The following is an 18888-nucleotide window of genomic DNA, read 5'->3' as shown; positions in this document are numbered from 1 at the left end:
CTTATTCAATCCCGCACTGGAAAACGCTTGAGTTGGTGCCGTAGGTCGGAGATAGCCCCTTGTAGTTCGCCTTTGTCGGGAGCTACAGGCATATAGAATGGCATAGGGCCTCGTTGCCAGTCAGGCTGCGCATCCGAGCTTAGCTTAATCCGGAACCGATAGTCGCCGTACCCCCGCGATACGTTACTAAACCCCAGTGCGGGCTCAATGAACGTTAGCTTGGGCGACAGTTCATCTTCGTTTGCTACCGATTGCATCCAGTTGGCCAGAAGTTCAAGTTCCCAGGTCGACAGAATCGAGGCTGTACGCACGCATTCCCGGCTGTGGTATTGCGTTTTTAGGCTTACAATAAGCCAGTTGCGGTCTAGGAAACGGGGTGCATCGCTGTATTCGTAATCCAGAATAGTCAGCTCTAAGACACCCTCCGGTCCGGTGAGTCTCATAATCTTAACGGATAAAGTAGAAAAAGAGGAAAGCTTAGCTTACTTCCGCAGCTAAAAACGGGCGGGGAAACCATTCAGCCGCTAACGCGAAGAGAATGGAACAGAGAGCAGACAATTGAAGCCGGTTGAGTTGGCTTGGAAGAATAAAAGTAAAAGAAAAATGGATAGCTTGTACCGTATTAATACAAATTAATCTCAGCAAAATAGCAACATGCTGATCAGGCGATCACAGGCTCTATTTTTACCAGATTACGTTAGGGAGCTTAAATTTTTTAATCTGATCAATCGAATACTTTGATAGACAAAGCTTTATAGTAGTTGGCCGAAGCCCTGTCCTGAATCGATGAGTTGATACGTCGCCCACAGCAAAGTAATCAGGTGTGAAAACTAAAAGGCTTGATGGATGGATACCTAGTCAGGAGTCGTTTTTGCGTTTGTGTATTTAACTGCTAATTTCACCACGCTAAACGTAACCCGATATCACAAGCCTTATGTCAGCTTCCAAACGCGTCCTGATTGCCGAAGATAGCTCCGTTATCCAGAATCTGGCCCGTAAAATTCTTGAGTTTCAGAACTACGACATCACCGCCGTAAAGAACGGTGAGCAAGTATTGCAAATTCTGGAAAAAGAAGATTTCAGTATCTTATTATTAGACATCAACATGCCTATTATGGACGGCATGGAGTGCGTTCGACGCGTACGCGCACTGTCGGACCAGACGAAGGCGAATGTTCCTATTGTAGCCATAACCGGTAACGCCAAAAACTATACGGAAGAAGAATTTAAAACGGCTGGCTTTAATGATGTGCTGGTGAAACCGTTGAACTTCGACCGGTTGGTTGAGGTCGTTAATCAGCTAACAGATAAGTAATTAGCGAATAGGTGAATTAGTGGATGTCTTTGCGCACTTCACTAATTCGCCCATTCACTAATTCGCTCTTTATGGTTATCACGCTGCTGGGTACGGGAACGTCGTCGGGGGTGCCGCTGATTGGCTGTACGTGTGAGGTGTGTCGATCCGTTGATTTTCGGGACAAACGACTACGGTCGTCCATTCACATCGCCGTCGAGGGCCGCAGCTTCATTGTCGATACGGGTCCCGACTTTCGCCAGCAGGTGCTGCGACTCAACCTGATGGAACTGGATGCTGTCTTGTTCACCCACGAGCATAAGGACCATACCGCCGGCCTCGACGAGGTTCGGGCTTATAATTTTCGGTCGGGACGCGATATTCCTCTATACGGCCGTCCAACGGTACTGGCGCAGCTGCAACGCGAATTTGCGTACGTCTTTGCAGAGCATAAATATCCGGGCGTTCCGCGCGTCCGAATCAACGAGATTACTAACGAGCCGTTTGAAGTGCTCGGCATTCGCATCATTCCCATCGAAGTGATGCACCATAAGCTACCCGTTTTTGGGTTTCGCATTGGGGACTTTACGTACCTGACTGATCTCAATTACATTGCTGAAGAGGAACTGCCCAAGGTAATAGGCACCCGCATTCTGGTGCTCGATGCACTCCAGCGCCAGCCCCACATTTCGCATTTTACCCTTGATCAAGCGGTTGCGTTAGCCGAACGCATCGGTGCGGAGAAGACGTATTTTACGCACATCAGCCATAAACTTGGCCTGCACCGCGAAGTCGAAAAAGAGCTTCCGGCAACGATCCGGCTGGGCTACGACGGCCTGCAGATCCGGATCTGAGAATAGTCGGGCATTGGGGTGGTCGGGGTAAACCAAATGAGTATACGTACCGTTATCCGTCTACAACCGCAATAACAAGATGCCAGCGCTGATCAAGACCGCCCGTACATTTTCCAATGACGTATTGCAGAATTATCGCCAGCAGGGTGATGGCCCGGCCGATGCGGTAATTGCGGCTGTGACCGAAGCAGGTGGACCGCAGGCGTTGAGTATGTTTATGCGCTGGCTGGCAGACACCAGCTCAGTTGATTTAGGTCAGCAGCCAGCGGTTGTTCAGGCGTTTTTTAACGAGTACAGTCAACTACCACCCTGGGCTGATCAGGACCTTATGGCGCGGGGCATGGCCTTTTTTCAGAAACATGCCGGACTCATTGGTCTGGTACTTGGCACCTTTTCCCTGCCCTACTGTTACCTGGGGGCTCACGGGGCACAGGTGCTGTGGATGACCGAACGGATCAAAAGCGATACGACCCGGCGTTTGCAGGAAACCGGTGAGTGGGTGTTTGCCGTGAATAACCCGAAAGAGTGGGCGCTTACCTCACCCCCGGCCCCTCTCCTGGGAGGAGAGGGGGGCAAAATACGCGAACACTTACTCCCCTCTCCTCCCAGGAGAGGGGCCGGGGGTGAGGTAAACGCCATAAACCGCACCCTGAAAATCCGGCTCATTCACGCAGCGGTACGTTGGTTTTCGCTGCATAGTGGGCGCTGGAACATGGAATGGGGGTATCCCGTTAACCAGGAAGACATGGCAGGCACGAGTGGTGCGTTTTCCTACATCGTTATTCGTGGCTTACGAAAAGCAGGTGTAAAGGCCAGTGAAGCCGACGAAGAAGCGTACCTGCACCATATCAACGTAGTTGGCTATCTGAATGGGGTGACCGAAGAACTGCTTCCTCAAAACCTGCGGGAGGCTTTTCTGCTGGATCGTATGATTGCCAAGCGGCAGTTTGCGCCCTCCGAAGCAGGCATTGGTTTGACAAAATCGCTGCTAAACTCGATCGGCGAACAGCTCGGCAGCGATACGTTCCGGAACCTGGCAGCGGCTCAGATGCGTTTCTTCCTTGGCGACAGGTACGCTGACCTGTTGAATATCCCCTCCGTTTCGCTTGAAAAGCAATTGGTGGGAGCCGTGAATAAGTTGCCTATTTTTTCGAAGTTAATTCCTGCCCGACTAACTCCGTCCGCTGCGTGACGATCAACGGATCACACGCCACAGAGGAACGTAGCGTGTGGAAGCAGAAACAAAGTTATCCGTGACGACAGACCGCAGAGATCTAGAAATCCTTCAGTTAGAGCCCATTGCCGCCCTGGCTACCGCACCCGGAATTGGGGCTATTGCCGTTATTCGCGTGTCGGGAGAGGGGGCGATCGAACTGACAAATCGTATTTTTCGCGGTAAAGACTTAACGAGTCAGTTGAGCCATACCGCCCACTTTGGCACCATACGTAATACCGATGGCGGCATCATCGACGAGGTGCTCGTAACGGTATTCCGCACCCCAACGTCGTTCACCAAAGAAGACGTAGTGGAGATTTCGTGCCACGGCTCAGAATTCATTATCCAGCAAATTCTACGGCGACTCACGCAGGAAGGCGTTCGGCTGGCGCGGCCGGGTGAGTTTACGCAGCGTGCCTTTCTAAACGGGCAGTTTGACCTGGTGCAGGCCGAAGCCGTAGCTGACCTGATTGCCTCTGATTCGGAAGCCAGCCACCGAGCTGCCCTAACCCAATTACGGGGTGGTTTCTCGAAACAATTAAACGTACTACGTCAGCAACTGATCGATTTCGTGGCGTTGGTAGAGCTGGAGCTGGATTTTGGCGAAGAAGACGTTGAGTTCGCGCACCGTGACCAGTTGCGACAACTCATGCTCGACATTCGTCGGGTGCTCCATCCCCTGATCGAATCGTTCTCGGCCGGTAATGCCATAAAAAATGGAGTTCCTACCGTGATTGTCGGTAGGCCTAATGCTGGTAAATCGACCCTGCTGAACGCCTTGCTGAACGAGGAAAAAGCCATTGTGTCGGATATTCCTGGGACGACCCGCGACGTAATCGAAGACGAATTATTTATTGACGGGATCCGGTTCCGGCTGATCGATACGGCGGGGTTACGTCAGGCTACGGACCAGATTGAAGCCATTGGCATTGAGCGTACGCAGCAAAAAATGCGGGATGCCGCCCTGGTCCTTTACCTGTTCGACGGAAAGAACGTTACGCCCGATGAGTTGATCACAGCGATCCAGGATGTTCGGGAGAGCGGAAAGCCGTATCTCTTAGTTGGCAACAAACTTGACGCCATTACGAGCGAACAAAAACAGGCGTTAGAACTAGCTGCTGATGAGCCCATTATCTGGATTTCGGCGAAAGATGCCCGCATTGATGAACTGAAAGCGGCTTTATCCGCTCGGGTGCGAACCGATGCGGCTGTGCAGACCGGTAGCGCTGTAGTAACAAATGCCCGTCACCACGAACACTTGACCGGCACCGACAATGCTCTGGCGCGGGCTATAACCGGACTGGACTCCGGCGTAACGCCCGATTGGCTGGCTATGGACTTACGCGTTGCTTTGCAACACCTTGGACAACTAACGGGCGCGATATCTACGGACGACTTACTGGATTCGATTTTCAGCAAGTTCTGTATCGGCAAATGAAGTTTAGAACCGACCTGGTTACTCCATTGATCAGTAAGTATGGCATGGTACAGACCAGAAAAAGATGCCGTGTCTACAGCGTAGATTAAATAATGAGGTGGTACGTGAATGCTCTAGGCATGACATCTTTGTAGAACATGCGTATCATTATAATTCGGCAACCATTTCGGTGGGTGTCACAACTGGCAGTTGGCTTTGGTCTGCCTGCCAGAAATCTTTGGTATTGCCCGTCACGAAATACTGAATGGACCGATTTTCCAGCGCGGTTTGATACTGAAACCCATCTTCTAAATCTGAGATGGTCATTAACTGACTGGCCATTACGAACGTATTTTTAGTAGCACCGGCGACCTCTACCAGATTTAGAAAACTCTGCAAGGCATCGCGCAGCTTTTGACCGCGTTTTCCAGCACGGTGCAGCACATAGGCAACCGTGTATACTGAACCGGCTGAAATGTAGATTGTGAGACGATTCTCTTCGGCGGCCAGAAATAGGCTGGTTGCTTCCTCGGCATACGTATCGTCCCGGTCCAGCAGCCAGTCGAGTACCACATTCGTATCCAGAAAAATGGTCATAGGCCGTAGCGGTCTTTGTACATCATGTCCCGAATCTGCTTGTCGGTTTTTCGGCTTAGCGTTCCTTTGGCAATGCCCCGTAAGCGTAGTGCGCTGGGGATAGTCGGGGCAGACTCGGGCAGCGCTGTATCAGCAGGGGTCAGAAGTTGTTCAATCATTTCAGACAGCGACTTTCGCTGTTGTTTAGCCAGCAGTTTAGCGTGAGCCACAACCCGTTCTTCTACCGTGAGGGTTAATTTTACTTTGCCCATATACGTGTTTTTTATGAATTATTGCAAAGATACGTATTGTTGATAGGATTGACTTTGAAACGAGTAGCGTACTATGAAGGAAATGGCGGTTATTTACCGCTCAACTGCATATCCGAATAACTTAAGACTTAGGCGGAACCACCGACCTCGCCAGGAGTGACCGCAGTAGTATCCGTGAGGGTACGCTGAAAATGTCTTCCAGCCTACAGTTCACAAATTCATCGCCAACAACTGTTTAAGGCAGTGAGCGTACCGAATGGCCGAGGACTATTGCCAGCGTCTGATTTTGTGCCCGTATGCCGCGTAAAACAGGAGGTACAGGTAACAGGGTAGGAGTATCCAATACGCTTGCTGCAGCGAGAATCGGTCGGCAAAATAACCGTATATCAGGGGCATGATCGCGTTGCCGCACAGCCCCATGATCATCAGCGAACTGCCTGATTTGGTGAATCGGCCTAAACCGGACAGGGCTAATGGCCATATACCCGCCCAAACCAGCGAATTAGGTAGGCCTAAAATCACCAGGAACCAGAATGAAACGCTCATATTATGGCCAAACAGGGTTAGGTTTCCGGGAGCAAACAGAATGCCCAAGCTAAACAATACACCTAGTAACGTACAGATACGTAACGCGTTGACCTGCCGGATGAAGCGGGGAATGGTGGCGATGCCGATAATGTAGCCGCAGATCGTGGCAAACAGAATGTAAGACGGAAATCCTTTCGCTTCTAGGAGCGAAACGCCCATTGACGTAGCATATCCGATCACGGTGTCGATAGCGATTACCTGCGAGCCTACATGGAAGAAAATGGCCAGAGCGCCCAGCACCAGATGCGGGAATTGCAAAACGCTGGTTTTATCCGAGTTGGCTGCGGAAATGATCTCGCTTTCGTGCTCCGTATCGATTTCGGGTAAGACCGAAAATCGTATAAACAATCCTAACCCAAACAGCACCGCACTTACGCAGGCATAGGGCACGATCACTCGTTGGATCAGTTCGTCCAGCGCTACGTTCCGGTCGGCGGATGTCATCAGGGGCAATTGCTTAAACAGCTCGGCGTCGGACGCCCGCAAAATCACCGCGGCAAATAATAGCGGGGCGATGATACCGGCCGTTTTGTTGCAAATACCCATAATGCTGATCCGCTGGGCCGCCCGTTCGATAGGCCCCAAAATCGTTACGTAGGGATTCGATGCCGTCTGGAGAACGGCCAGACCGGTACCGAGCGTAAACAGACCCATCAAAAACAGGGCGTACGTTCGCGTAAATGCCGCCGGAACAAACAGCAGCGCACCGAATGACATGATGAAGAAGCCGAACATCATACCCCGTTTGAAGCCGACTTTTTTCAGCAGTACCGAAGCGGGCATCGACATCACCAGGTAGGAAATGTAGAACGCGAAGGCGACCAGATAAGACTGAAAATGCGTCAGTTCACAGGCGATCTTGAAATACGGAATCAGGATGGAATTGATCCAGGTGACAAAACCGAAGACAAAAAACATGATCCCAATAATCGCAATGGAACCCGTTACGTTCTGCTTGGTGAGGGGCTGGTTGTCTACTAAGTCCGGTGTTTCCATGTTTTCGTCAGTTGGTCTGGTCAAGCTGGTTGGGCGTTTTGGTTACCGAGTGCCGGTGGGAACGGAAGTTTCGGAATGAAACCGATACACGAGTTCGCCCTGTTTGTAGGTTTCGAGAACGTTCAGGCCCTCTATTGTTTGTTGGAACGTAACAAGGTCGGCGGGAGCACCCACGCCTAAACCTTGCTGCTGTGGTAAACCCAAACTGCGGCTGGGGCCAACAGAGGCCATGTCCCAAACCTGACCCAAGGTGCCCAGTTTGCGGTTGAGGAGGTGTTGGATACCCCAGAATAACGGCTGAGCAGATCCCGCTAACACGTTAGGTGACCCCGCCAGATGCAGTTTTCCTTCCGCTGTTAGCACAACCTCTCCGCCAATATGTGTGCTGTATTGGCCAGGCGGACAGCCTGCCAGCCCAACGCTGTCACTCACCAGAATGGCCTGCTGGCCTTTTACTTTCATAACCACTTTCAGTACCGCGTCGGGCAGATGAAACCCATCGGCGATGAGGCAGGCCGTCAGATCGTCCTGGGCTAGCTGCTCCCAGATGTAGTTTGGGTGGCGGGGTAGCAACTGATGCGAAGCATTTCCCAGATGGGTCGACATTCGGGCACCAGCCTCCACTGCCTGGCGAATCTGTTCGGGCGTGGCAGCGGTATGACCAATCGAAACAATCACGCCAGCCGCTGTGCATCGCGTAATAAAGTCGGCGGAACCGGGCCATTCGGGGGAGAGCGTAATGAGTTTGATCTGGTCTCCGGACGCGGCCTGAAACCGCTCGAATAAGGACCAGTCGGGGGCTTTGACATACGCTTTTGGGTGAGCGCCAATAGGACCTTCCTGCGGAGAAATAAATGGCCCCTCCAGATGGATTCCAGCCAAGCAGGCCTTCACCAGCGGAAAACGCTGAGAAGCGTCCCGGATGATTTCCAGCGTTTGCAGGATGCGGCTATCTGCGTTGGTAATCACTGTCGGGCAAAACGACGTAACGCCATACCCCCAGAGTGTACGGGTCAACGTGTGCATGTCACCAACCATCAACGTATCGCTGTTGACGTCGATACCCTGGAAGCCATTGATCTGTAAATCCACTAGGCCGGGGCCAATAAACGGCAGGTTATCAGACGCTTCAGGACCTATGTCAAGGTAGCTGATATGGCCATCCTGCACTGTAACCGTCAAGGGCTTACCGGTTTGGTAATGCAAGCCATTGATAACCTGATCTGTCTGATGCCTATCTGGTTTAGTCATGCCGTTACGTGTCCGTAGGCGTCCTGGTCAACGTAAAGCGTACAACTGGTGTGCTGACGTAGAATTGACGCCGGACAAGCCGTTGTAATCGGGCCATTCAGCATGGCCTCTACAGCCTGGGTCTTTGTTTTGCCGGGCACGACGCAGAACAGATGTTCGCCGGAAAGTAAGGTTGGAATGGTCAGCGTCAGAGCCTCTTCGGGAACGGCCTCAAATTGGGGGAAGCAGCCATCGTTTACCTGCTGCTGCCGACAAACCTCGTCGAGCTGCACCCGTTTAATAACTTCCGGATCATTAAAATCGGCCACAGGCGGATCATTAAACGCCAGATGGCCGTTTTCCCCAACGCCCAAACAGACGATGTCGATTGGCTTTTCGTTGAGGAGTTGTTTGTAGCGTTCGCAAGCCGCCGTGGCCCCCGCCGAATCATCGATCAGGTAAACCGTACGCGGCTTTACGCTGGCGAATAGTTTGGTTGTTAAGAAATAGGCAAACCGCTGGGGCGCATCCGGGGCTAATCCGACGTATTCATCCATGTGAAAAACGTCGATCCGCGACCAGTCGATTCCATCGGCAGACGCCAGATAATCAAGCATTTCGTTTTGGGAAGGGGCCGCAGCAAACACAATCCGAATGCTTTCTTTTTCCTGTAACAATTCCTTGATTTTGGCGGCAATATCCTGCCCGGCGGCCATTCCCATTTCCTGTCGGGTCGTATACACCCGTACCTCTAGGGCATCAACCTGCTCAATCTGTACACGCATCGGCTCTGTTTTCAACTGAAAAATGAATTATGCTTACCAACCGGGAGCGGCAACACGGTCGTATTTATACCATCACACCTTCGGCTCCCAGCCTTTCTGATACTCCCGTTTCCAGAGTTTCATGGCATTGGCGTTACGCTGAATATGCCCATTCGTTGGGTCGATGGCCAGAGTGTCGTTGGAACGTAATGCGATGTTGCCTAACTGACAAAGTAAGGTGCTCTGGTGCCCACCGACTATATCTGAAGCCAGCGCGGTGCCTTTCTTGATTCCATCAAAAAAGTTCTGGATGTGAATAGCATCCAGTGCCTGCGACGGGTCCATTTTATTACGTGGGTCGATGGTCAAGTCATTCTTAACGTCTTTCACCAGCTTGTTGTCCAGATCATAGATTTTGTAGGAGTTGCCACTCTCGATCAGGAGCGAACCGGTTTCGCCGTAAAACATAACGCCTACGCTGGTGCCTTCAACGGTGCGGCCGTTGCAGCTTCGGCCTTCCCAGGTCATGCTGGTTTTGTTGGGAAATTCCCAGGTGACTACCTGCGTATCGGGCGTTTCCCAATCGTCCTGGTACCGGTACCGCCCCCCGGAGGAGGTCACGCGTGTTGGATAGTCAACGCCCAGACCCCAGCGCATCAGATCAACCATGTGGGTACCGTTGTTGAGACATTCGCCCGTACCCCAATGCCAGAACCAGTGCCAGTTGTAGTGAATCAGGTTGTCTTTAAAAGGGCGTCGGGGTGCTGGACCCTGCCATAGTTCGTAATCCAGCCAGGCGGGAACCGCTGCATCTTTACCCGTACCGATAGAGGCTCGATTGTTGGTGTACCAGCCTTTGGCAAAATAGGGTCGACCAATGGCTCCGCTTTTAACTTCGGCAATTGCCTTAGCTACGTTAGGCCACGAGCGTCGCTGGTTACCCATCTGAATGACGTTCTTATGCCGTTTGACGGCTTCCACCAGCAGTTCACCTTCGTGTGGATTATGGCTACAGGGTTTTTCGAGGTAAACGTGCTTGCCGGCTGCTGACGCCAGGATCGCTGCCGGTGCGTGCCAGTGATCGGGCGCAGCAATAATCAGGGCATCCATGTCCTTGTTTTCCAGTGCTTTCCGGAAGTCGGGCTGATCGTTTGGCTTTGCTTTCTGGATACGTTCAACGGTTGACAGGCATTTATCGGCCGCCCGTTTATCGACGTCGGATACGGAAATAACTTCGCAGTTCGGCTGAAGGGCAAAATTGCTCGCCAGGGCTAAGCCACGACTGTTGATGCCCATCATGCCAACCCGCACTTTTTCGTTGGCCCCCAGTATTCTGGCGTAACTTTTGGCGCTAAAACCGGGCAAAATACCGCCTACCGACAAGGCGACGGTGCCAGATATAGCTTTTCGAATAAAATCTCTTCGTGAGTCGTCAGAATGAGCGCTTTTGGGGTTTTCCATACTGGCAATGATCGTAAGGTTAAGCGTAAATGAGTAGTGTTGGTTGGCCACAAGTTTTATCACTTTACGGCGGCTTTCTTTTTTGCCTTTTCCAGCACGCTGTCCAGGCTTATGGCTATGCCTCCTCGGCGTTTACTTTCGTCAGCGGCTTCCATAAAGGCAAAAATTTCGATGGTTTCTTCGGGACTTACCGGTGCTTTTCCCGTCTCAAAATACGTAATGATTTCTTTGAGCAGTGGCTCATAGCCGCCGTACGGACCGAGTTGAACGTTGCCAGCCTGGGTATAGACTGTTCCACCGTAGTCGTGTTTGCCGGTCCGTGTGCCCCGAAACGTACCAATCCGACCGTCGGCCCAGGTGCCTACCACAACGTCGGTTCCTTCGGTGTTGATACGTACCACTTGCCGACAACCCGTGCCCATTGCCGTGTACAACGTTTCTACCCCGTGAACGCCGTACCAGAACAAGTCGGGATGCGTTTTTTCGAGTACGGCCGGGCTGAACGTATCGGCTCCCAATACCTGACGTTTATCAATCCCTTCCATGCCTTTTATGTACCGTAACGAAGACGCCGAAAAGATGGGAATCTTGTACGTTCGGGACAGTTCAAATATAGCGATCACATCGTCGAGGGAGGCCGCAATCGGTTTATCAATAAAAACGCGTTTCCCCGCTTTAAGAACCTGAGCTGCCTGCTCCCGATGCAGTCGTCCGTCGTTCGTTTCCAGCAGAATGACATCTACTTTTCTGAGCAGCTCGTCGATGGAATCGACAATGGCTACATCCAGTTTTTTTACCTCATTGATGTAGTCGGGAATACGTTTCGTACTGCTTTCGATGTCCTTACTCCCGTAGGGATACGCGGCCACAACCTTGTAGCCAGCATATTGGGGATTGGCCTCCGCAGCATTCAACACTTTCGTAAACGCTACGCTGTGCGACGTATCCAGGCCAATAATGCCGATCCGTTTTCCTGCTTTAGGCGAATTTTTCAGTAAGATGGGTGACGGCTCCATGCTCAGCATAAGACTACCGATAGTCGCTTTTTTGAGGAAATTCCGTCGATTGTGCGTAAGCAGAGGCATAGCGTTGAAAAGGGCAATGGAGGGGTAAATGAATTTCAGCGTAACGATTAATAAGTCATACCTAACTAAGCAAAGCCTGAACGGGAACCTAACAGCTCTTTTATGAAACGAAGCCTGTCAGGGCCGGTACGTAGTGTCCAGCTACGTACGTCGAGTTGTTGGTGCGAATCGAGTGCGTTTGTTCGTGATATACTTCATGAAATAAGGCCCATTTGTTGTTTTTCTACCCAGCATCTTAGTTGATAGTCAATCGGGATGAAAAACAAGTGTATCGCGAAGCGCAAGTCTAATTTGTGCTGAGAATCACCTGAGTTTTGCTTTATAAATTGTGTCCATAGTTTAATAACATTGGCCATGCAAGCACTTAAGCCGTCGGCACCAGTGGCGTGTAATAGACTTTTGCTATATATTTGGTCTGTATAGTAAGAGAGGCTGTTAATGAGTGTAGACCAGCATCGTAGAATCATCCATATTGACATGGACGCGTTTTATGCTTCTGTGGAGCAGCGCGATAATCCAGCATTGCGGGGAAAACCGATAGCCGTAGGTGGATCGCGCGAGCGCGGTGTAGTGGCTGCGGCAAGCTACGAAGCCCGGCAGTTTGGCGTTCGCTCGGCCATGGCATCCGTAGTTGCAAGTCGTAAGTGCCCCGAGCTGATTTTTGTAAAACCCCGATTTGAGGTTTATAAAGCCGTTTCTGCTCAGATTCGGGCTGTTTTCGCTGAGTATACCGAGTTAATCGAGCCGTTATCACTCGACGAAGCGTACCTGGACGTAACGGCTAGTACGGGCCCGACTCAATCGGCAACCCAGATTGCGCAAGCCATCAAAGAACGAATCAAGGCTGAAACTGGTCTGACCGCATCCGCCGGGGTGTCTTACAATAAATTTCTGGCAAAGCTGGCTTCGGATTACCGTAAGCCCGATGGTTTGTTCGTCATTAAGCCGAATCAGGGGCTGGCTTTTGTTGAGCAGTTGGCCGTTTGGCAGTTTCATGGTATCGGACGCGTAACGGCTGAAAAAATGAATCAGCTGGGCATTATCACCGGACTGGATCTCCGGCAGCAAACGGAACAGTTCCTGACCCGGCACTTTGGCAAAGTAGGTCATCATTACTACTCCATTGCCCGAGCGGTTGACGAACGACCTGTAACGGCTAATCGGGTTCGTAAGTCGGTCGGTTCGGAAAATACGTTTGAGCGTGATTTGATCGAAGAAGCCGAGCTGAAAGACGGCCTGGAGCCACTCATAAACGACGTGTGGACGTACTGTGAACGGACGGGCATAAGCGGACGTACCGTAACGCTGAAAGTAAAATACGCCGATTTTCAGCAGATCACCCGCAGTCATACCACTCTTGGCCTAATTCCCCATGTAAGTCACCTGATACGTATCGTTCTGGACCTGCTCGCTTCGGTTGTTCCACTGGTAAAGCCGGTGCGGTTGCTGGGCGTATCCATGTCGAATCTTCAGGCTGCTGACCCAACCCAGCAGGGACAGCTCCAACTGAACTTATAGTGGGTCTATTGTTAGAACCGGCTTTGCAAGCGTATACTGAGTAGCGTAAATTACCGGCCTGATTACTTCGTAATTAATCGCGTAAACAAGCCGGGTTAATCAGAAGCACAGGTTAATTGCTTATTTTTAGCCGGGCATTCAGGCTCGTTGGTAATAAATTTCCTCCGCTTATTCGTAACAGTAACTATGAAACGTATCTGTATTGCCTTGGTACTTCTAGTCGCCTTAGCAGGCACCTCGACAAATTCATTCGCGCAGACTAAATCCGTGGAAGACGAAAAATTCGTTTTTCTCAACAACGGCGCAACGGTGGGTATGATCGTTAAATCGGTGCTGAAAGCCGATAAGCAGCGGCTTAAACTGACCGACGAGCAGTTGCCAAAGGCGAAGCAAATCATCACCGACGCCACGGTCAAGTATAACGAGGGCGTGAAGAAGATGAAAGCGTCATCGGGTCTTAATAACAAGAAATTACGGGTGTTTGCGATTGAGGTTGAGACCGAAAAAGTACGTCAGTACAAGGCTATTCTAACGAAGCAGCAGTACGATATACTGGTCGCTAATCACAAGAAAATGTATCCCGAAAGTAAAGTATAGCGGCTTTGCTGGTCGTGTAGTCGGGCACCGGGCAAACGGGAACTGATCTTGCACCAATGGCCCAGGTTTTATACCTTCAAGATTTTAAATCTAACCTACGTAACCGTAATGCTTTCTACAACCCGTATTAAGCTTTCCGTCATGATGTTTCTCCAGTTTTTTGTCTGGGGAGCCTGGTACGGACAGATGAGTAAGTACTTATTAACCGAGTTAAAGGCAACCGGCGATCAGGTTGGCAACGCCTATGCTGCCTTTTCGCTGGCGATGATCATTGCGCCCTTTTTTGTGGGAATGATCGCCGACCGATACTTTGCCGCTCAGAAGGTGCTGGGTGTACTTAACCTCCTCGGCGCGGTTGTATTGTTTTTCATCACGCAAAATACGGATCCTAATCAGTTCTTCTATCTGATTCTGGCCTACTGCATTACTTTTGCACCAACGCTCGCGCTGACCAACTCAATTGCCTTCACTCACTTAGATAATGAGGGGTCATATAAATGGTTAAAGATAGTAGGTGGACTTTTGTGTCTTATAGCTGTACCAATCTTTGTTTATTTCCGATTCATTACATCCATTTTTATTGATAGTCTGGTTCCAACAATAGTTCCAGTTGTATTATTAATAATAGGAGGTCTCTTTATCGTTTTTTCCCCTACTATAAAAAATAGAGATGCCTTTCCATTTGTCCGGGTAGCTGGTACTTTAGCATGGATTATTGTTACAAATATTGTTGGTTTTCTGGAGCTTGGCGATAAGGTGGCTATATTTCAATTGTCAATGTATTCGGCCGTAGTGCTGGGCATTTTTGCTTTCTTCCTGCCTAACACTCCGCCTAAAGCAACGGTATCTACTTCGTTCTCGCAAATTCTCGGTCTTGATGCATTCAAGCTGTTTAAGGACCGCTCATTTGCCATCTTCTTTTTGTCGTCAGTGCTGATCTGTATTCCGCTGTCGTTCTATTACGCCATGGCGAATCCGTCCCTAACTGATGGAGGTATGCAGAACGTAGAGAGTAAGATGTCGCTGGGACAAGCTTCAGAAGTGATTTTTATGCTGCTGCTTCCCCTAGCGTATATCCGGCTAGGCGTTAAGAAAATGTTGATCGTTGGCCTGATCGCCTGGATTGTGCGGTTCATCTGCTTTGGCTACGGCGATGCGTCGTCGGAATGGATGCTATACATTGCGATTGTGCTGCATGGTGTCTGTTATGACTTCTTTTTCGTAACAGGCCAGATTTATACCGACAATAAAGCAGGTGAGAAAATTAAATCATCCGCGCAGGGGCTAATTACGCTGGCTACGTATGGCATCGGCATGGGTATCGGTTCGAAGCTGTCGGGTATTGTACTCGATATGTATACGCGCCCGGATGGTACGAAAGACTGGCTGTCGGTGTGGCTCATTCCAGCGGGTATTGCCGCTGTTGTACTCGTTGTATTTGTTCTGTTGTTTACTAACAAGAAAAAAGTGGTGCCCGCCGAAGATGAACTCGTGACGGGACCGTTGTAAATCGAAGCACGAAAAAGAAGGCAAGAGAACAGGCTGCAATTGGCGGTACTTCTCTTGCTTTTTTATTTTGGGAAACTATGGAAAAGAAGCGACGGATTACGTTCTACACTGACTTAAACGGCCCACACGAAGATCAGGTGCGGGAACAGGTTGCCATGACCCCCGAAGAACGCTGGCAGGTTTTTGTTAAGCTCCGAAGAACCTACTACAGCTTAGTCGGCAATCCGCCTAAACTGACAAAGAGTATTACTATTACTAAGCCGTCATGGATGTAGAAAATTCTGAGTTTTTGGAGTTCGTTAAAGCCGCTGACCAACATGAACTACAATACATTCTTATTGGTGGCTTAGCTATGATTTTAAATGGAGCAGTGCGATTTACGCAGGATGTTGACTTATGGCTTGAACCAACTAATGATAATAAAGATCGTTTCGTTAATTCTTTATTGACATTCGGCTATGATGAAGATCAGGTTAGAGGAATGCGGGAAGCTGATTTCACTCAACCGCAAATGATTCGTATCCACGATATTCCAATGGATGTTCTAACTAGTATCCATCACCGGTTAGACTACTTTGCCTGTAAGAAACGAGCAAAAGCGTTCACAACTAAAGGTGGCCAAACGGTTTATTTTCTACACATAAATGATCTTCGCGAGACAAAAGTATTAGCGCGACGTACTAAAGATTTGAACGACATTGTCATGATCGATGAAATCATCGAAGAAGTAAAACGACAAGGTAAATCGTTAGACTAGTGCTTCGTTCGTCAACACATTTTTCAATGCAACTTATCTCGTACAATATCAACGGCATTCGGGCGGCCATGCGCAATGGGCTCATCGACTGGCTGTCGCAGCATAGTTTTGATGTTCTCTGCTTTCAGGAAGTAAAAGCGACAACCGACGTAGTCGATCTGAAACCTTTTGAAGAACTAGGGTATCAATATCACTGGCATGCCGCCGAAAAGAAAGGGTATTCGGGTGTGGCTACCTTCTCGAAAATACCGCCCACAAACGTAGTGCTGGGCTGTGGTTTGCACATCTATGATTGCGAAGGACGTATTCTACGTACCGACTTTGGTGATTTGACTATACTCAATTGTTACTTTCCATCGGGTACAACAGGTGAAGTGCGGCAGGGCGTAAAGATGGAATTCCTGCGGGATTTCTACGAGTACGTACAGACATTGCGGCAAACGCGGCCGAAACTAATTGTAGTTGGAGATTACAACATCGCCCATACGCCTATCGACATTCACGATCCGGTACGTAACAAAAATACCACCGGCTTTCTGCCCGAAGAACGTGCCTGGATGGACCAGTGGTTCAGTACCGGCATGACGGACGGGTTTCGCTACAAACACCCCGAGAGCGTAGCGTACAGTTGGTGGAGCTACCGGGCTGGTGCCCGGAGCGGGAATAAAGGCTGGCGTATCGACTACGCATCGGTGACCGACAACCTTCGTGAGCAGATCGAAGACTGCCGGATGCTACCCGACGCGGTACACGCCGACCATTGCCCGGTTTGGCTATCAATGAGCGAAAGAGCGAATGAGTGATCTACTACCAAAACATTCACTCTTTAGTAACACATGTACTTTCTCATTTACAAGCCGTATCTGATGCTTTCGCAGTTTAGTCGGGAAGGGGATAAACCCACACTGGCTGATCTGGAGTTCGACTTTCCAAAAGATGTATACCCGGTTGGGCGACTTGATGCGGATAGCGAAGGCCTGTTGCTCCTTACCAGCGACAAGCAACTGAACCACCGGCTGCTGAACCCAAAATTTCGCCACAACCGGACGTATTACGTACAGGTAGATGGTCAGCTAACGGCCGAAGCATGTCGTCAGCTTTCCGAAGGGGTAACCATTTCGGTGGATGGCAAACCGTACAACACGTTGTCGGCTAGGGCTGAAATTATTGAAGAGCCTCTCTTACCCGAACGTAATCCGCCGATTCGCTATCGGGCTACCATACCGACTTCGTGGCTGTCCATTTCGTTGCATGAGGGTAAAAACCGGCAGGTACGCAAAATGACGGCCGCCGTAGGATTTCCCACGTTACGTCTGGTCCGTTGGGCCATTGAGACCCTAACTGCCGAGGGCATGACGCCCGGTCAGGTACGTGAACTCAGCCGGGCAGACGTAATGCATGGGCTTAAGCTTAGATAGTTAGTATCAGTCATTCATTGTCATTAAGTAGCCATCGCTTATTTAAACTGGCCGGGAAATGAGTCGTCAACGGACTCATCTGCTATGGATAACGTAATGACAATGAATGACTAATCATGTCTGCTTAACGATTAGAAATAACCTCACAAGATGCCTTCATCAGCAAAGCTTAAGTAGGCTTTGTCGGTGAATATGAGGTGATCGAGGACCGGAATGTCCAGCAAACGCCCGGCATCTTTGAGTTTACGGGTCAGGTCTTTATCGGCTTGGGAGGGCGTCAGGTTTCCGGACGGATGATTGTGCAACAGAATCATTGAAGACGCCAGGTGCTCAATGGCCTGCTTAAAAATAATTTTCGGATCGGCAACCGTTCCTGAAACACCGCCCGCGCTAATCTGTACCGGCCTTAAGACTTCGTTAGCGCGGTTCATGAGTAGAATCCAGAACTCTTCGTGGGGCTTATCGAGCAGATGAGGAATCATTTCGTTGTACGCATCGCGCGAGCAGGTGATTTTAGCGCGTTGCGGCCGGTCCTGCTCTTTCCGCCGACGGCCTAATTCAAGCGCAGCTACGATACTAATGGCTTTCGCTTCACCAATACCCCGAAATTTAGAAAGGTCTTTTATGCTTAATCGAGCTAACTCGTTCAGGTTGTTGCCAACACTTTTCAGAATGATTTTAGCAACATCGACCGCGGTGAGGTCAATCGTTCCCGAGTTGATCAGTATGGCAATCAGCTCGGCCTCCGACAGGGCGGCTTTGCCCTTCAGCATGAGTTTTTCGCGGGGGCGGTCTTCTTCCGCCCAGCTTTGAATGGTTCCAGAGTTTTCGTAGGTCATTACGGTGCCGTAAAATGTAACTGTTGATTTATTTAAATGAGATAAACCACCAATATTCACCATTTTACGGTATAAAAAAACCTCACCCTATAAAAAGGTAAGGTTTCCGAGTACGTAGTGCGAGAAGCAGTTAAGCCGCAGCCGTCTTCAGGCTATTGACTAGCCGAGCCAGTTTCGACTTATTGTTAGCCGCTTTATTTTTATGAATGATATTGCGCTTAGCCAGTTTGTCCAGTGCTGAGGAAACAGACTTGAACAGTTCAACAGCCATTGCGTGGTCAGTCGTGGTACGTAGTTTTTTTACCATGTTCCGGGTCGTTACGTGCTGGTAGCGGTTCAACAGCCGCTTCTTGGCACTTGACCGGATTGCTTTCTTTGCTGATTTATGGTTTGCCATCGGTATAAAATGAAATCGTTATCGCGATAAGAGGGCGCAAAAATAAGAAATTTGGTTAGAATTATCAACAGTTCTGCCCAAATTTCTTACAAGTTCAGGC

Annotated in this window: 21 protein-coding genes; 11 read left to right on the top strand and 10 right to left on the bottom strand. The window is 50.0% G+C overall.

Features of this window, described 5'->3' with window-relative positions; translation table 11 throughout:
• Nucleotides 1–5: 5 nt before the first annotated feature.
• Complete coding sequence (locus ACYVIY_RS20040; RefSeq protein ID WP_460978178.1) at nt 6–443, bottom strand: WapI family immunity protein; 438 nt, start codon at nt 441–443, stop codon at nt 6–8.
• Between the two features lie 491 nt (nt 444–934).
• Between ACYVIY_RS20040 and ACYVIY_RS20035 the strand changes: the two genes are divergently transcribed.
• The 4 genes from ACYVIY_RS20035 (at nt 935) to mnmE (ending at nt 4802) form a co-directional block, all read left to right on the top strand.
• Nucleotides 935–1315, top strand: coding sequence for a response regulator (locus ACYVIY_RS20035; RefSeq protein WP_460978177.1), 381 nt, complete (start codon nt 935–937; stop codon nt 1313–1315).
• A 71-nt stretch (nt 1316–1386) separates the two neighbouring features.
• Entirely contained in the window at nt 1387–2148 is a 762-nt protein-coding gene (locus ACYVIY_RS20030; protein WP_460978176.1) for an MBL fold metallo-hydrolase, read from the top strand.
• A 79-nt stretch (nt 2149–2227) separates the two neighbouring features.
• Nucleotides 2228–3340 (top strand): oxygenase MpaB family protein, encoded by a 1113-nt coding sequence (locus tag ACYVIY_RS20025; RefSeq protein ID WP_460978175.1) that lies wholly within the window; start codon nt 2228–2230, stop codon nt 3338–3340.
• 88 nt (nt 3341–3428) lie between these two features.
• On the top strand, nt 3429–4802 hold the full coding sequence (mnmE, locus tag ACYVIY_RS20020) for a tRNA uridine-5-carboxymethylaminomethyl(34) synthesis GTPase MnmE (protein WP_460978289.1): 1374 nt from the start codon (nt 3429–3431) through the stop codon (nt 4800–4802).
• Between the two features lie 147 nt (nt 4803–4949).
• On the opposite strand, the gene ACYVIY_RS20015 is transcribed toward mnmE, so the two are convergent.
• From ACYVIY_RS20015 to ACYVIY_RS19985, 7 genes are all read right to left on the bottom strand, one after another.
• Nucleotides 4950–5378, bottom strand: a complete 429-nt coding sequence (locus tag ACYVIY_RS20015; protein WP_460978174.1) for a type II toxin-antitoxin system VapC family toxin — start codon at nt 5376–5378, stop codon at nt 4950–4952.
• Nucleotides 5375–5629, bottom strand: coding sequence for a DUF6364 family protein (locus ACYVIY_RS20010; protein WP_460978173.1), 255 nt, complete (start codon nt 5627–5629; stop codon nt 5375–5377). Before ACYVIY_RS20010 ends, ACYVIY_RS20015 begins: the two co-directional genes overlap by 4 nt.
• Nucleotides 5630–5896: 267 nt before the next feature.
• A complete protein-coding gene (locus ACYVIY_RS20005) occupies nt 5897–7213 on the bottom strand; it encodes a sugar MFS transporter (protein ID WP_460978288.1) in 1317 nt (438 codons plus the stop codon).
• 42 nt (nt 7214–7255) lie between these two features.
• Nucleotides 7256–8464, bottom strand: a complete 1209-nt coding sequence (locus ACYVIY_RS20000; RefSeq protein WP_460978172.1) for an N-acetylglucosamine-6-phosphate deacetylase — start codon at nt 8462–8464, stop codon at nt 7256–7258.
• The gene (locus ACYVIY_RS19995) at nt 8461–9228 is read right to left on the bottom strand and encodes a glucosamine-6-phosphate deaminase (RefSeq protein ID WP_460978171.1); all 768 of its coding nucleotides are present in this window, start codon (nt 9226–9228) and stop codon (nt 8461–8463) included. The genes ACYVIY_RS20000 and ACYVIY_RS19995 overlap by 4 nt, the downstream gene beginning before the upstream one ends.
• A gap of 72 nt (nt 9229–9300) precedes the next feature.
• Entirely contained in the window at nt 9301–10668 is a 1368-nt protein-coding gene (locus ACYVIY_RS19990) for a Gfo/Idh/MocA family protein (protein ID WP_460978170.1), read from the bottom strand.
• 59 nt (nt 10669–10727) lie between these two features.
• Nucleotides 10728–11753: a Gfo/Idh/MocA family protein gene (locus tag ACYVIY_RS19985; protein ID WP_460978169.1), complete on the bottom strand. Its 1026-nt coding sequence runs from the start codon at nt 11751–11753 to the stop codon at nt 10728–10730.
• A gap of 477 nt (nt 11754–12230) precedes the next feature.
• Between ACYVIY_RS19985 and dinB the strand changes: the two genes are divergently transcribed.
• From dinB to ACYVIY_RS19950, 7 genes are all read left to right on the top strand, one after another.
• A complete protein-coding gene (gene dinB / locus ACYVIY_RS19980; protein WP_460978168.1) occupies nt 12231–13271 on the top strand; it encodes a DNA polymerase IV in 1041 nt (346 codons plus the stop codon).
• 186 nt (nt 13272–13457) lie between these two features.
• Complete coding sequence (locus tag ACYVIY_RS19975; RefSeq protein WP_460978167.1) at nt 13458–13868, top strand: hypothetical protein; 411 nt, start codon at nt 13458–13460, stop codon at nt 13866–13868.
• Between the two features lie 108 nt (nt 13869–13976).
• Nucleotides 13977–15377 (top strand): MFS transporter, encoded by a 1401-nt coding sequence (locus ACYVIY_RS19970; RefSeq protein WP_460978166.1) that lies wholly within the window; start codon nt 13977–13979, stop codon nt 15375–15377.
• A gap of 77 nt (nt 15378–15454) precedes the next feature.
• Nucleotides 15455–15652 (top strand): hypothetical protein, encoded by a 198-nt coding sequence (locus tag ACYVIY_RS19965; RefSeq protein ID WP_460978165.1) that lies wholly within the window; start codon nt 15455–15457, stop codon nt 15650–15652.
• Complete coding sequence (locus ACYVIY_RS19960; protein ID WP_460978164.1) at nt 15643–16134, top strand: DUF6036 family nucleotidyltransferase; 492 nt, start codon at nt 15643–15645, stop codon at nt 16132–16134. The genes ACYVIY_RS19965 and ACYVIY_RS19960 overlap by 10 nt, the downstream gene beginning before the upstream one ends.
• A 26-nt stretch (nt 16135–16160) precedes the next feature.
• Nucleotides 16161–16937 (top strand): exodeoxyribonuclease III, encoded by a 777-nt coding sequence (locus tag ACYVIY_RS19955; RefSeq protein WP_460978163.1) that lies wholly within the window; start codon nt 16161–16163, stop codon nt 16935–16937.
• Nucleotides 16938–16970: 33 nt separating this feature from the next.
• The gene (locus ACYVIY_RS19950; RefSeq protein WP_460978162.1) at nt 16971–17552 is read left to right on the top strand and encodes a pseudouridine synthase; all 582 of its coding nucleotides are present in this window, start codon (nt 16971–16973) and stop codon (nt 17550–17552) included.
• A gap of 143 nt (nt 17553–17695) precedes the next feature.
• On the opposite strand, the gene radC is transcribed toward ACYVIY_RS19950, so the two are convergent.
• Both radC and rpsT read right to left on the bottom strand, forming a co-directional pair.
• Nucleotides 17696–18391, bottom strand: coding sequence for a RadC family protein (radC, locus tag ACYVIY_RS19945; protein ID WP_460978161.1), 696 nt, complete (start codon nt 18389–18391; stop codon nt 17696–17698).
• Between the two features lie 130 nt (nt 18392–18521).
• A complete protein-coding gene (gene rpsT / locus ACYVIY_RS19940) occupies nt 18522–18788 on the bottom strand; it encodes a 30S ribosomal protein S20 (RefSeq protein WP_460978160.1) in 267 nt (88 codons plus the stop codon).
• Between the last annotated feature and the right edge of the window lie 100 nt (nt 18789–18888).

The sequence above is a fragment of the Spirosoma knui genome, assembly GCF_054780635.1.
Note: the sequence above shows the minus strand (reverse complement) of the source record. Positions and strands in the feature narration are given on the sequence as shown.

Excerpts from the sequence above, each read along its gene's own strand:
- ACYVIY_RS20040 (WP_460978178.1), bottom strand. The coding sequence starts at position 443 with ATGAGACTCACCGGACCGGAGGGTGTCTTAGAGCTGACTATTCTGGAT.
- ACYVIY_RS20035 (WP_460978177.1), top strand. The coding sequence starts at position 935 with ATGTCAGCTTCCAAACGCGTCCTGATTGCCGAAGATAGCTCCGTTATC.
- ACYVIY_RS20030 (WP_460978176.1), top strand. The coding sequence starts at position 1,387 with ATGGTTATCACGCTGCTGGGTACGGGAACGTCGTCGGGGGTGCCGCTG.
- ACYVIY_RS20025 (WP_460978175.1), top strand. The coding sequence starts at position 2,228 with ATGCCAGCGCTGATCAAGACCGCCCGTACATTTTCCAATGACGTATTG.
- ACYVIY_RS20015 (WP_460978174.1), bottom strand. The coding sequence starts at position 5,378 with ATGACCATTTTTCTGGATACGAATGTGGTACTCGACTGGCTGCTGGAC.
- ACYVIY_RS20010 (WP_460978173.1), bottom strand. The coding sequence starts at position 5,629 with ATGGGCAAAGTAAAATTAACCCTCACGGTAGAAGAACGGGTTGTGGCT.
- ACYVIY_RS20005 (WP_460978288.1), bottom strand. The coding sequence starts at position 7,213 with ATGGAAACACCGGACTTAGTAGACAACCAGCCCCTCACCAAGCAGAAC.
- ACYVIY_RS20000 (WP_460978172.1), bottom strand. The coding sequence starts at position 8,464 with ATGACTAAACCAGATAGGCATCAGACAGATCAGGTTATCAATGGCTTG.
- ACYVIY_RS19995 (WP_460978171.1), bottom strand. The coding sequence starts at position 9,228 with ATGCGTGTACAGATTGAGCAGGTTGATGCCCTAGAGGTACGGGTGTAT.
- ACYVIY_RS19990 (WP_460978170.1), bottom strand. The coding sequence starts at position 10,668 with ATGGAAAACCCCAAAAGCGCTCATTCTGACGACTCACGAAGAGATTTT.
- ACYVIY_RS19985 (WP_460978169.1), bottom strand. The coding sequence starts at position 11,753 with ATGCCTCTGCTTACGCACAATCGACGGAATTTCCTCAAAAAAGCGACT.
- dinB (WP_460978168.1), top strand. The coding sequence starts at position 12,231 with ATGGACGCGTTTTATGCTTCTGTGGAGCAGCGCGATAATCCAGCATTG.
- ACYVIY_RS19975 (WP_460978167.1), top strand. The coding sequence starts at position 13,458 with ATGAAACGTATCTGTATTGCCTTGGTACTTCTAGTCGCCTTAGCAGGC.
- ACYVIY_RS19970 (WP_460978166.1), top strand. The coding sequence starts at position 13,977 with ATGCTTTCTACAACCCGTATTAAGCTTTCCGTCATGATGTTTCTCCAG.
- ACYVIY_RS19965 (WP_460978165.1), top strand. The coding sequence starts at position 15,455 with ATGGAAAAGAAGCGACGGATTACGTTCTACACTGACTTAAACGGCCCA.
- ACYVIY_RS19960 (WP_460978164.1), top strand. The coding sequence starts at position 15,643 with ATGGATGTAGAAAATTCTGAGTTTTTGGAGTTCGTTAAAGCCGCTGAC.
- ACYVIY_RS19955 (WP_460978163.1), top strand. The coding sequence starts at position 16,161 with ATGCAACTTATCTCGTACAATATCAACGGCATTCGGGCGGCCATGCGC.
- ACYVIY_RS19950 (WP_460978162.1), top strand. The coding sequence starts at position 16,971 with ATGTACTTTCTCATTTACAAGCCGTATCTGATGCTTTCGCAGTTTAGT.
- radC (WP_460978161.1), bottom strand. The coding sequence starts at position 18,391 with ATGACCTACGAAAACTCTGGAACCATTCAAAGCTGGGCGGAAGAAGAC.
- rpsT (WP_460978160.1), bottom strand. The coding sequence starts at position 18,788 with ATGGCAAACCATAAATCAGCAAAGAAAGCAATCCGGTCAAGTGCCAAG.